Source organism: Nonomuraea sp. NPDC049158, from assembly GCF_040648335.1.
Lineage (GTDB): Bacteria > Actinomycetota > Actinomycetes > Streptosporangiales > Streptosporangiaceae > Nonomuraea.
On the sequence record NZ_JBEZDM010000003.1, the window covers coordinates 228010 to 239476 of the forward strand.

Annotated in this window: 12 protein-coding genes; 9 read left to right on the forward strand and 3 right to left on the reverse strand. The window is 71.0% G+C overall.

The window, feature by feature from the left end; translation table 11 throughout:
* Positions 1-11 precede the first annotated feature (11 nt).
* From AB0B61_RS08760 to AB0B61_RS08785, 6 genes are all read left to right on the forward strand, one after another.
* A complete protein-coding gene (locus AB0B61_RS08760; RefSeq protein WP_358429734.1) occupies positions 12-1334 on the forward strand; it encodes an ABC transporter substrate-binding protein in 1323 nt (440 codons plus the stop codon).
* Between the two features lie 10 nt (positions 1335-1344).
* A complete protein-coding gene (locus AB0B61_RS08765; protein ID WP_358429736.1) occupies positions 1345-2295 on the forward strand; it encodes a sugar ABC transporter permease in 951 nt (316 codons plus the stop codon).
* The gene (locus AB0B61_RS08770) at positions 2292-3170 is read left to right on the forward strand and encodes a carbohydrate ABC transporter permease (RefSeq protein ID WP_358429737.1); all 879 of its coding nucleotides are present in this window, start codon (positions 2292-2294) and stop codon (positions 3168-3170) included. The genes AB0B61_RS08765 and AB0B61_RS08770 overlap by 4 nt, the downstream gene beginning before the upstream one ends.
* Before the next feature lie 27 nt (positions 3171-3197).
* The gene (locus tag AB0B61_RS08775) at positions 3198-4136 is read left to right on the forward strand and encodes a carbohydrate kinase family protein (RefSeq protein WP_358429739.1); all 939 of its coding nucleotides are present in this window, start codon (positions 3198-3200) and stop codon (positions 4134-4136) included.
* Positions 4137-4144: 8 nt separating this feature from the next.
* Positions 4145-5452, forward strand: a complete 1308-nt coding sequence (locus AB0B61_RS08780; protein ID WP_358429741.1) for an alpha-glucosidase/alpha-galactosidase — start codon at positions 4145-4147, stop codon at positions 5450-5452.
* A 136-nt stretch (positions 5453-5588) separates the two neighbouring features.
* Entirely contained in the window at positions 5589-5822 is a 234-nt protein-coding gene (locus AB0B61_RS08785) for a DUF6289 family protein (protein WP_225290904.1), read from the forward strand.
* Between the two features lie 24 nt (positions 5823-5846).
* On the opposite strand, the gene AB0B61_RS08790 is transcribed toward AB0B61_RS08785, so the two are convergent.
* Positions 5847-6383: an XdhC family protein gene (locus AB0B61_RS08790; RefSeq protein WP_358429743.1), complete on the reverse strand. Its 537-nt coding sequence runs from the start codon at positions 6381-6383 to the stop codon at positions 5847-5849.
* 160 nt (positions 6384-6543) lie between these two features.
* Between AB0B61_RS08790 and AB0B61_RS08795 the strand changes: the two genes are divergently transcribed.
* Complete coding sequence (locus AB0B61_RS08795) at positions 6544-7281, forward strand: poly-gamma-glutamate hydrolase family protein (RefSeq protein ID WP_358429745.1); 738 nt, start codon at positions 6544-6546, stop codon at positions 7279-7281.
* 82 nt (positions 7282-7363) lie between these two features.
* On the opposite strand, the gene AB0B61_RS08800 is transcribed toward AB0B61_RS08795, so the two are convergent.
* Together AB0B61_RS08800 and AB0B61_RS08805 are read right to left on the reverse strand one after the other, a co-directional pair.
* On the reverse strand, positions 7364-7846 hold the full coding sequence (locus tag AB0B61_RS08800; RefSeq protein ID WP_358429747.1) for a metallophosphoesterase family protein: 483 nt from the start codon (positions 7844-7846) through the stop codon (positions 7364-7366).
* Positions 7843-8316 (reverse strand): GNAT family N-acetyltransferase, encoded by a 474-nt coding sequence (locus AB0B61_RS08805; RefSeq protein ID WP_358429749.1) that lies wholly within the window; start codon positions 8314-8316, stop codon positions 7843-7845. The genes AB0B61_RS08800 and AB0B61_RS08805 overlap by 4 nt, the downstream gene beginning before the upstream one ends.
* 82 nt (positions 8317-8398) lie before the next feature.
* On the opposite strand from AB0B61_RS08805, the gene AB0B61_RS08810 reads away from it, so the two are divergent.
* Entirely contained in the window at positions 8399-10894 is a 2496-nt protein-coding gene (locus AB0B61_RS08810; RefSeq protein WP_358429751.1) for a caspase family protein, read from the forward strand.
* A gap of 62 nt (positions 10895-10956) precedes the next feature.
* Entirely contained in the window at positions 10957-11421 is a 465-nt protein-coding gene (locus tag AB0B61_RS08815; RefSeq protein WP_225290909.1) for a PPOX class F420-dependent oxidoreductase, read from the forward strand.
* Positions 11422-11467: the final 46 nt, after the last annotated feature.

Here is an 11467-nt window from a genome sequence, read left to right on the forward strand (position 1 = left end):
TGGAGGTAAAGATGGAGCGCGTTGCCCCACCGCCCTCCCGCCGGGACGTGCTGCGCGGCGGGTATGCCCTGGCGCTCACGGCGGTGGCGGGAACGGCGCTGGCCGGGTGTGCGAGCGGCGCCGGCAATGGTGTCGGCGCCGACGGGCGGGTCACGATCGAGCTCTGGCACGGCCAGACCGACACCGCCAAAGAGGCCATGGCACGGCTGGTGGCCGACTTCGAGCGGGCCCACCCCGACATCCGGGTGGACATGGGCGGGGGAGTGCTGGCCGACGCGATGCTGCAGAAGATCACCGCCGCGCTCGCGTCCGGCTCCTACCCTGACATCGCCTACATCTTCGGGTCGGACCTGGCGAACGTCGCGCGTAGCCCGCAGGTGGTCGATCTGACCAGCATGGTCGAGTCCGGTCCCACGCCGTGGAACGACTTCTGGGCGCCGGCGCGGGCCGCCGTCACGATCAACGGCCGGGTACGCGCGGCTCCCGCGCTGCTCGACTCGCTGGCCGTGGTCTGCAACAGGAAGGTGTTCCGCGACGCCGGGGTGCCGCTGCCCCAGCCGGGCTGGAAATGGCCGGAGTTCATCGAGACGGCCAAGCGGCTGACCGACGCGAGCCGCGGCCGGTTCGGCACGGGCTGGCCGGGCGCCGCCGACGAGGACACGGTCTGGCGGCTGTGGCCGCTGATCTGGGACCTGGGCGGCGACGTGATCGGCAAGGACGGGCGCGGCATCGGGTTCGCCGACGTGGGCGTGCAGGCGTTGCAGGTGGTGGAGTCGCTCGCCAAGGACAAGAGCGTCTACATCGACCCCAAGCCCGGCAGCGAGCAGATGTACCAGGTGTTCCTGTCCGGCCTGATGGGGATGTCGGTCACCGGCCCGTGGCAGCTGCCCGACATCCAGACCGCCAAGATCGACTATCAGGTGGTGCCCCTGCCCACCTTCAGCGGGCGGCCGATCACGATCTCGGGCCCCGACACCTGGACCATGTTCGACAACGGTGAGGCGCGCGTGAAGGCCAGCCGTACCTTCCTGACCTGGCTGATGCAACCCGCGCAGGACGTGCGGTGGGACGTGGAGGCGGGCAGCCTGCCGCTGAGCCGTCCCACCCAGCAGCTGCCCGCCTGGCGCGAGCAGGAGGCGGACACCGAGGGACTGCCGGTGTTCGTCAAGACGCTGGAGACGGCCCGGGTACGCCCCACGCACCCCGCCTACCCGCAGATCTCCCAGGCGCTCGGGCAGGCCGTGATCGCCGTGCTGCTCGGTAAGAGCACCCCCGCCGAAGCGCTGCGCACCTGTGCCGATGAGGCCAACGCCGCCCTGCTCATCCCGCGTTGAGGAGCCTCGCATGTCGTCTCTGCCCACCCCCATCACCATCTCCGGCCACGAGCTGCGGCAACGGGCCCGGCGCCAGGCCCGCCGCCAGGAGTCGGCGACCGCCTGGACGTTCATCACCCCGGCCGTCCTGATCATCCTCGGGCTCAGCATCGTGCCCACGGTCTGGTCGTTCCTGCTGTCCTTCCAGGCCGACGACCTGGTCACGCCCAGCCGCTGGGTGGGGCTGGACAACTACTACGCGCTGACCAAGGACCCGCACTTCGGCCAGGCCGTACGCAACACGCTGCTCTACACGGCCCTGTACGTCCCGCTCAGCATCGTGCTGGGTCTGGCGCTCGCCCTCGCCCTGAACCGGCGGATCAGGTTCGTCGGCCTCTACCGCACGCTGTTCGTCGTGCCGTTCGTCATCTCGGCCACGGCCCAGGGGACGCTGTTCTCCTTCATCCTGGACCCGCAGTTCGGGGCGGCCAACTCGGTGCTGCACTGGCTCGGGATCTCTCCCCAGGGGTTCTTCACCGACCCCGCCCAGGCCCTGCCCGTCCTGGTGGCCGTCAGCTTGTGGAGCGGCCTCGGGTTCTGCGTGGTGGTGTATCTGGCGGCCCTCCAGGACGTACCGCAGCCGCTGATCGAGGCGGCGCGGCTGGACGGCGCCGGGCGGTGGCACCTGCTGCGCCACGTCACCCTGCCCACGCTCACGCCGGTCAGCGTGTTCCTGGTGCTCTGGCAGACCATCAACGCCTTGCAGGTCTTCGACCTGGTGTACGTGACGACCAAGGGCGGCCCGCTCGGCGCCACCACGGTGATCGTCTACTTCATCTGGGAGCAGGCGTTCAAGAACTTCACGGCCGGTTACGGAGCCGCCGCCGCTTACGTCCTCGCCGTGGCCCTGTTCGTGATCGCCGCCGGGTTGCGCGTGATCCGGAGCCGCGAGCGCCAGCGCCTCGAAGGAGCCACCCGATGACGGCGACCGCCACCACCCAACGCCGGGCCGCGCACGCGGGCGTGAGCCGCCCGGGCCGCGCGCGGCTGCCCTTCAGCCCCTGGCACCTGCTGCTCGCGCCGCTCGCGCTGATCTTCGCGATCCCGCTGATCTGGCTGCTGATCAGCTCCGTGATGACCAACGCGGAGATCAACCGGTTCCCGCCCGCGCTGTGGCCGTCAGGGATCAACCTGGGCGGCTACCGGTACGTGCTCAACAACGCGCTGTTCCCGCGCTGGTTCCTCAACTCGCTGATCGTCTCCGGTGTCGCGGTCGTGTCCAACCTGGCGTTCGGCGCGCTCGGCGGCTACGCCTTCGCCCGCATGCGGTTCTTCGGCTCCCGCGTCCTGCTGGTGCTGATGCTGGCCACGATGGCCATCCCGTTCCAGCTGACGATGATCCCGACGTTCCTGGTCATGAAGAGCTTCGGGCTCATCGACACGCTGGGCGCGCTGATCGTGCCGTCGCTGGTCACGCCGTTCGCGGTGTTCCTGCTGCGGCAGTTCTTCCTCTCGCTGCCCAGGGAGCTGGAGGAGGCCGCCTGGATGGACGGCTGCTCACGGCTGCGGGTGCTGTTCCGCATCGTGCTGCCGCTGTCGCGGCCCGCGCTGAGCACCGTGGCGATCCTGACGTTCCTGTCCACCTGGAACGATCTGACCTGGCCGCTGATCGCCATCAACCACGACACCCAGTACACCCTGCAACTGGGCCTGGCCACCTTCCAGGGCAAGCACCACACGCAGTGGGCGGCGGTCATGGCCGGGAACGTCATCACGGTCCTGCCGGTGCTGCTCGCCTTCGTCGGCGCCCAGAAGTCCTTCATCCGGTCCATCACCTCCAGCGGCCTCAAGGGCTGAAACCCCATCTCCAGCTACAGGAAGTCCATGTTCGACCTGCTTGTCATCGGCGACGCCAACCCCGACGTCATCCTCGGCCCCCTGGACGCCCCGCTCGCCTTCGAGCAGCGCGAGCAACTCGTCGGCGCCGGTGCGCTCACCCTCGGCGGCTCCGCGGCGATCATGGCCTGCGGCGCCGCGCGCCTGGGCCTGCGCGTCGCGTTCGCCGGGCGCGTCGGCGACGACGACGCCGGCCGCTACGTCCGCGACGCCCTGAACGCCCGCGGGGTCGACACCGAGGCGCTGCGCGTGGATCCGGAGCGGTCCACCCCGCTCACCGTGGTGCTCACCCGCGACGGCGGCGACCGCGCGATCCTGACCGCACCCGGCACCCTGGCCGCCACCGGCGGCGAGGACGTGCCCGAGTCGCTGCTGGCCGCCACCCGGCACGTGCACGCCGCCTCCTACTTCCTCATGCCGGGGCTGGCGAAGGCGCTGCCCGGCCTGTTGCGCACCGCGCGGGCCCACGGCGCCACGACCTCGCTCGACACCAACGACGACCCCGCCGGGCTGTGGGATCCGCCGGGGCTGGCCGCCGTACTCGCCGAGACCGACATTCTGCTGCCCAACGCGCACGAGGCCCGCCACCTGGCGCGCTCCCTGGACGGGTCCTTGGAGGGGGCCGCCGCCGCGCTCGCCGCGCGGGGGCCGCTGGTGGTGGTCAAGAACGGCGCGGACGGCGCCCTCAGCCACGACGGGAGCACGCTCGTCACCACCCGCGGCATCACCGTCACCCCCGTGGACGCGGTCGGCGCGGGCGACAGCTTCGACGCCGGCTTCATCGCCGCGACCCTGGCCGGACTGCCCCCCGCCCGAGCCCTGGACCTCGCCGCCGTCTGCGGCGCCCTGTCCACCCGTGCCCAAGGCGGCACCCCGGCCCAGCCCACCTGGGATGAGGCCCTCGCACACGTCCCCATCAAGGAATAGCAGCCGACATGAACACCCCGAAGATCGCATTCATCGGCGCCGGGAGCGTCGTCTTCACCCAGGGCCTCCTGGCGGACCTGTTCGCGTTCGCCGAGCTGAAGGAGGCCCGCATCGCCCTGCACGACATCGACGCCGAGCGCCTGAGCACCGCGACGGCCGCCGCCCGGCACATCGCCGCCGAGCGCGGGGCGAGCCCGCGGATCACCGCGCACGCCGACCGGCGCGAAGCGCTCACCGGCGCCGACTTCGTCATCAACATCGTCCAGGTCGGCATGGGCGAGGCGACCCGCACCGACTTCGAGATCCCCGCCCGGTACGGCGTGCGCCAGACCATCGGCGACACCCTCGGCGTCGGCGGCATCTTCCGCGCGCTGCGCACGTTCCCGCTGCTGAAGGCCCTGGGCGAGGACATCGCCGCCGTCTGCCCCGAGGCATGGCTGCTCAACTACACCAACCCGATGGCGATGAACGTCCAATACCTGGCCGAGGCCACCGGGCTCACCCGCGTGGTGGGGCTGTGCCACTCGGTCTACTGGACGATGCGCGACCTGTCCGACCTGGTGGGCGTGCCGTTCGAGCAGGTGACCTACCGGGCCGCGGGCGTCAACCACCAGGCGTGGGTGCTGCGGTTCGAGCACGACGGCGTCGACCTGTACCCCCGGCTCGACGCCCTGATCGCCGCGGACGAGCAGCTGCGCCGCCGCGTCCGCGTCGACATGTACCGGCGGCTGGGCTACTACCCGACCGAGACCAGCGAGCACTCCTCCGAGTACGTGCCCTGGTACCTGGGTCACGACAGCGAGATCGAGCGCCTGCGCCTGCCCATCGGCGCCTACCTGGACATCGTCGACGAGAACGTGGCCATCTACGAGCGGACCCGCGACGCCCTGGCCGCCGGAGAGCCGCTACCGGTCGACGGCACCATGGAGTACGCCCCGCAGATCATCCACAGCATCACCACGGGCACGCCCCGAACCATCTACGGGAACGTGCCCAACCACGGCCTGATCAGCAACCTCCCCGCCCGGGGGACCGTCGAGGTGCCCTGCCTGGTCGACGCGATGGGCGTGCAGCCCACCCGCGTCGGCGAGCTGCCCCCGCAGCTGGCCGCGCTCAACCGCACCTACCTCAGCATGAACGACCTGGTCGTGCGGGCCGCGCTGGAGGACGATCCGCGCCACATCCGCCACGCCGCCATGACGGACCCGGCGACGGCCGCGGCCCTGCCCGTGGAGCGGATCTGGGAGCTGTGCGACGACATGGTGCGGGCCCACGCCGACCGCCTGCAGCCCGCCCTGCGCGCCACTCTCGGCTAAGCCTGCCGCCTTTTCATGACCGTCGGCCACCCGAGCTCAGGACAGTAGAAGTCAAGATCCTCACGCGTCTTGAGCTCGGGCCCCCGGTGATCGATCATCAACGGCAGTGCTGCTTCCTCGATCGGGAAGGATCTTCATGATTCGCCGCGTACTGCTGGCCGTACTCCTCGCCCTCGCCACCCTCACGACCTTCACCAGCGCTCCCGCCTACGCCCGGGTCTGCGCGCTCGGCTACCACTGCGTCACCACGTACTACTCCGACTCCAGCCACACCACGGTGGTGGGCGCCATGTACGAGGACTGCGAAGGCGCCGAGTCCAGATGGGGCTCCCGCTCGATCTACAAGGACTTCGTCGAGACCCCCTGCTGAACCAGGCACCCTGGCCGGGTGGCTTCAGAAGGTGAAGCCGCCCGGCCGTCCGTTGCGGTCGGCGAGCAGACCGGCCAGCGTCGCGACGGCGATCTCCGGTGGCGTGCGCGAGCCGATGTTGAGCCCGATCGGCCGGTGCACGCGGGCGATGTCCTCCTCCCGCGCGCCCAACTCGGCCAGCGCCTGGAGGTAGGGCGCCGGATGACGCGGGCTGCCCATCACTCCTATCCACCGGCACTTGTGCGCGAGCAGCTCGTGCAGCACAGCGGCGAGTTCGGGACGGTGGTGGTCGGTGAGCACGATGTCCGCGGTGCCGTCCAGATCCGCCGGGGGCGCGGTGACGACCTCGAACCCCTCCGGCGCGGCGGCCCGGCCCGGGTCGGGCTCGAAGAGGATCCCGCGGAATCCCAGGTCGGCGCCGTAGCGCAGCAGGTAATCGGCGACCGGTGAGGCGAACACGGCGACGAGGGTGCGGCCTTCGGCACCGGCCGCCGCCTCGCCATGGGCGACGTCACAGAGCGCGTCCGCGTCATGCGCATGGGCGTCATGCGAATGGGCCATGCCAGCAGTCTCGCACGCGATCGGATCGGCGTCGTCCGGGGCCGGTCCGCCACGTGCGGGCGGGTAAATCGGAGCCGTCCAAGATCGGTCCGCTACGTATAATCGGGTAAAGCCGAGTCCACTACCGCGGACTCATCAACCGTTTTCCAAAGCTGGGGGCATGACCATGGCAAGCGTTCTCCCGACGGTACGAGGTCTCGCCGGGGTCGCCCTCGTCGCGAGCGGCGTCGCGCTCGTCCCGGCGCCCGCCTCCGCCGCCGCCCAGCACCGCCTCGCCGACACGTACGCGAACTACGCCGAGCTCGCCGCGCATGAGACTGAGGGCACCGACTACCGGCGTGTGCAGCGCTTCCCTCAGGGCGCGAAGGTGGCGCACATCGCCATCCACGGAGGAAGCATCGAGGCCGGCACGTCCCAGCTCGCGGATTACAGCGCCCAGGCGAGCGACGCCGCCTTCTACGCGTTCGAGGGCATCAAGTCCACGGGCAACGGCACCCTGCACATCACCGCCAGCCGGTTCGACGAGCCGCGGGCGCTCACGCTGCTGTCCCGGGTCGACCGTACCGTCTCCTGGCACGGCTACTCCGACAGCACCGAGGCGAGCACGTACGTCGGCGGCCGGGACACGGCGCTGGTCGAGCGGGTCACCGCCGGGCTGCGCGCCGCCGGGTTCACGGTCGCGCGGGAGATCCCGGACGGTCTCGACGGGTCGAGCCCGGACAACATCGCCAACAAGAACCGCCGTGGCAAGGGCCTTCAGCTGGAGATCAGCAGCGCCCAGCGGAAGCGGTTCTTCGCCGACGGCGATCTCACCCGTAGCTCGATCGAGAATCCGGCGAACCGCACCAAGGCGTTCTACGCCTATACCGCAGTGGTCAACAAGGCCCTGAACGGCTGATCGGAACGGCGGATTCGGCCGTCCGCCGGGGATCGGGGCGGGCCGGTCCGTCGGCACTCGTCACGCCGGGGGAGCGGCGCCATCAGGTGACGGGCACGATCTCCGTCGACACCAGGCGCCCCTCCTCGATCACGAGCAGCCCGATCGTCCCGTGCGGTTGACGGCGGCGGTCGGTCGGGGAGCCCGGGTTGAAGATCCGCAGCCCGTCCTCGTGATGGTCGAGCGGGATGTGCGAGTGCCCGAACACCACCAGCTCGGCGTCCGGGAAACGTCGCCGCATACGCTCCCACCGTCCCTTGGCCGTACCGCTGTCGTGGATCATCGCCACCCGGAGCCCGGCGAGCTCGAGCTCCAGCGTCTCGGGCGCGTCCACGTCGGGTCCGTCGTTGTTGCCCTTCACCGCGTGAAGCGGCGCGTACGCCGCCAGCTCGGCCAGCACCGCACCCGTGCAGACATCGCCCGCGTGCAGGATGGCGTCGGCCCCTCGCAACTGTGCGGCCACCCGGTCCGGGCACGACTTCCAATGCCGAGGGGCATGGGTGTCGGACAGGACCGCCACTCTCATACCGGCGCCTCCCAGCGCACCTCGCCGTCCTGCCACCGGTCGGTGGGGCGCAGTCCGACGGAGGCGGCGACGGCGGCCGAGGCGGCGTGGTCGGGGTGGATGTGCGCGACGATCGTGTCGATCTCCTGGCCCGCGATCCAGCCGACCAGCGCCTTGGTGGCCTCGCCGGCCAGGCCACGGCCCTGCCAGGGGGTGCCGACCACCCAGGCGAGCTCGGCGGTCCGGCGGTCGATCGTGGCCTGCACGTAGCCCACCAGAGCGCCGTCCTCACGCAGCTGGATCACCCAGTTGCGCCAGCCGACCGGCCCGGCGACCAGCCGCTCGTAGCGGCTGCGCAACTCCTGCGCGGTCGCGGGCGCGCCACCGATGAAGGCGTGCAGGGCGGGATCGGCGAGCACGACGGCCATCTCGTCCGCGTGCTCGACCCGCAGGGGCAGCAGGACCAGCCGTGGGGCTTCGATCATGTCCATACGCTCACGATATCCGGGCTGTTCGAGGGTCGATCCCCGGGCTTATGATGCGCTCGACACGCTCCGGGGCGGGGGGTAGTGGATGGCCGATGAGGTGACGCGGCTGACCGTGCACGTGGTCGACGGCGGCGCGGACGCGCAGGAGCTGGAGCGGTTGACAGCCGGGTTGCGCGGCGAATTACTCGAACTCGACGTACTGGACGTCGCACCCGAGACCGGAGAGCCGCCACCGGGGGCCAGGGCGATCCTGTCATTCGCCGTGGGCGGCCTGGTCATCTCGCTGGCGGGCATGGACCTGCTCGCGGCGGTCGTGAACGCGGTGACGGCCTGGCTGCAGCGCGATCAGAACCGCTCGGTCAAGCTCGGCGTCGACGGCGACCTGCTCGAACTGACCGGGGTACCGTCCCGCGAGCAGCGGCGGCTCACCGACGAGTGGCTGCGCCGGCGCGCCGCCCGCGGCGGCGAGCGTCCGCTGAGCGGCACTCGGATGGCGCTGATCGTGGCGAGCGACGAGTACGCCGATCCCGGGCTGCGGCGGCTGCGCGCCCCGTCGCTGGACGCCCAGGCATTGGCCCGCGTGCTGGGAGACCGCCGGATCGGCGGGTTCGATGTCCGGACGATGCTCAACGAGACCACGCAGGACGTCAACGAGGCGGTGGAGGAGTTCTTCGCCGACCGCGATCCCGACGATCTCCTCCTGCTGCACTTCTCGGGTCACGGCGTCAAGGACGAATCCGGCGAACTGTACTTCGCCACGCCCACCACCAAGCTCAACCGGCTCGCGGCGACCGCGGTGCCGGCCGAGTTCGTCAACCGGCGGATGAGTCGCAGCCGGTCGCGCCGCATCGTCCTGCTGCTCGACTGCTGCTACGCGGGCGCCTTCGCGCGCGGGGCGCTGCCGCGCGCCGGACTGGGCGTCAACGTCGAGGAGCAGTTCGGCGGGCGCGGTCGCGTGGTGATCACCGCGTCCAACGCCATGGAGTACGCCTTCGACGGCACCGAGCTGGCGGACACCCAGGAGCTGTCGCCCTCCGTCTTCACCAGCGCCCTGGTGGAAGGGCTGGAGAGCGGCGAGGCCGACCGGGACTCGGATGGCTATGTCGCCATCGACGAGCTGTACGACCACGTCTACGACACCGTACGGCGCACCACACCCAGCCAGACACCGGGCAAGTGGACGTTCGACGTGCAGGGCGACATGTACATCGCCAGGAGAGCGCGGCCCGTCAGCCGGCCGGTGTCACTGCCGGAAGAACTCCAGCACGCGATCGACCACCCGATCGCCAAGATCAGGGCCGGTGCGGTCGGGGAGCTGGAACGGCTGCGCCACAGCAGGCACGAAGGGTTGGCCCTGGCGGCACGGCTGGCCCTGGAGGCGCTGGCCGACGACGACAGCCGACTCGTGTCGGGGGCCGCCACCAAGGCCCTGGGCGCCGAGGCCACGCCTCCCCGGGTCGCGAAACGGGCCAGTGGGCCCGCCGAGCCCGTCGGGGCAGCACCCAAGACACCAAAGCCCGCGCCACCCACGCCCGCGCCTGCGACACCCGCGTCGCCGACACCGACGCCCACGCCCAAACCAACGCTTCCGACACTCACGCCTGCGACCAGCACGGTCTCCCCGTCCGTGCCCGCGTCATCGGCGGTCGGGCCGTCGAGGTGGCTCATTCCCGTGCGGGCCTTGGCGCTGTTGGCGGCCCTGTTGCTGGTCAGCACGCCGATGATCGCGCTCGCCACGCCGATCGCCTCGATCTGGCTGGCGCTTCTGGTGACCGCCGCCGTCCTGGTCGGCCTGCTGCCGCCCGGCCGCCTTGAGCGCGACGTGGCCGTCGGCGCCACGTTCGGGCTCGCCGCCGTCTACCTCGGCGAGCTGTCCGTCTTCTCCTGGGCACGGGGACCGCAGCCCGTAGCCGGATGGGTGGCGGCCGCCGCGGGCGTCCTGGTGCTCGCGGCCGTGCTGTTCGAGACGACATCTGCCGCCCCCGGCCGGTGGAGATTCCTCGACCGGGTCGTGGCCGTCCTGGCTCTGGCCGCGATCACCGCCCATCTCGCCGCCCCCGAAGCCATCACGCGTGGTCCGGGGGAGACCGCGATATGGATCGCCACGGTCGCCCTCGCCGGCGGCTTCGTCGTGCTGGCCGTCCTCCACCTTGTCCGTCACGCGCGCCAGGGCCTGCCGTGGGTCCCGATGGCGCTCGGGCTGGCCGCGACCCTGCTCGTGACGTACGACCTGGTCGACGTGTATCACCTGACCACCGGCAGGAACCAGCTGGCCGCCGCCTACCAGCCCGCTCTGCTCGTGATGCTGCTGATCGCCGCGTTGTCGGCGCGTCCGCGATCGTACTTCCTGGCCGCCGCGCGGCTCTCGGTGATCGTCGGGCTGCTGTACGGAGTCGGCTACTACTACAACTCCTTCCCCAATCTCTCTCAGTGGGGGCCGGAAACCCCGGAGGCGGCTCCGACTCAGCCGGCGCGACTGCTGGTCCTGTCTCTCGCGGCGGTCTGCGTCGCGGTCGGCGCCTATCTGAGCCGTCCGAGCGCCACAACGGAACGCGACCCGTCGCCTGACCCGAGGAGGTGAAAGGATCGGAGCCTTGGCGCCGGCCGCCGCCGATGGCCGGGCGCGGAAAGGTATGGGAAGAAATGGCTCCGAGGGTCGCGACCGCCAACCGTGTCGAACTGCCCGAACTCCTCGATTTTCTCCGTCCCAGGCATCACGGCCTGCTGTCGACCACCCGTGCCGACGGGCGGCCCCAGCTCTCGCCGGTGTCCTGCGGGGTGGACGAAGGCGGCCGGATCGTGGTGTCCACCTATCCCGATCGGGCCAAGACGCGCAACGCCCGCCGTGACGAGCGGGCGTCGATCTGCGTGCTGTCCGACGACTGGGACGGCCCGTACGTCCAGGTCGACGGGCGGGCCGAGGTGCTGGACATGCCCGAGGCGCTCGACGCGCTGGTGGACTATTACCGGTGCATCTCCGGCGAACACCCCGATTGGGATGACTACCGTGCCGCCATGGAGCGGCAGGGCAAGTCCCTCATCCGCCTGCACATCGACCGCTGGAGCCCGATCGCGACCGGCGGATTCCCGGCCCGTCTGGCGCTCTGATGGGCTCAGCTCGGCGGGATCACCTCTGGCGGGCTCAGCTCTGACG

Bases quoted from the DNA above. Each gene is read 5' to 3' on its own strand.
- AB0B61_RS08810 (WP_358429751.1), top strand. From the start codon at position 8,399: ATGGCCGATGAGGTGACGCGGCTGACCGTGCACGTGGTCGACGGCGGC.
- AB0B61_RS08790 (WP_358429743.1), bottom strand. From the start codon at position 6,383: ATGGCCCATTCGCATGACGCCCATGCGCATGACGCGGACGCGCTCTGT.
- AB0B61_RS08795 (WP_358429745.1), top strand. From the start codon at position 6,544: ATGACCATGGCAAGCGTTCTCCCGACGGTACGAGGTCTCGCCGGGGTC.
- AB0B61_RS08815 (WP_225290909.1), top strand. From the start codon at position 10,957: ATGGCTCCGAGGGTCGCGACCGCCAACCGTGTCGAACTGCCCGAACTC.
- AB0B61_RS08785 (WP_225290904.1), top strand. From the start codon at position 5,589: ATGATTCGCCGCGTACTGCTGGCCGTACTCCTCGCCCTCGCCACCCTC.
- AB0B61_RS08805 (WP_358429749.1), bottom strand. From the start codon at position 8,316: ATGGACATGATCGAAGCCCCACGGCTGGTCCTGCTGCCCCTGCGGGTC.
- AB0B61_RS08780 (WP_358429741.1), top strand. From the start codon at position 4,145: ATGAACACCCCGAAGATCGCATTCATCGGCGCCGGGAGCGTCGTCTTC.
- AB0B61_RS08775 (WP_358429739.1), top strand. From the start codon at position 3,198: ATGTTCGACCTGCTTGTCATCGGCGACGCCAACCCCGACGTCATCCTC.
- AB0B61_RS08800 (WP_358429747.1), bottom strand. From the start codon at position 7,846: ATGAGAGTGGCGGTCCTGTCCGACACCCATGCCCCTCGGCATTGGAAG.
- AB0B61_RS08765 (WP_358429736.1), top strand. From the start codon at position 1,345: ATGTCGTCTCTGCCCACCCCCATCACCATCTCCGGCCACGAGCTGCGG.
- AB0B61_RS08770 (WP_358429737.1), top strand. From the start codon at position 2,292: ATGACGGCGACCGCCACCACCCAACGCCGGGCCGCGCACGCGGGCGTG.
- AB0B61_RS08760 (WP_358429734.1), top strand. From the start codon at position 12: ATGGAGCGCGTTGCCCCACCGCCCTCCCGCCGGGACGTGCTGCGCGGC.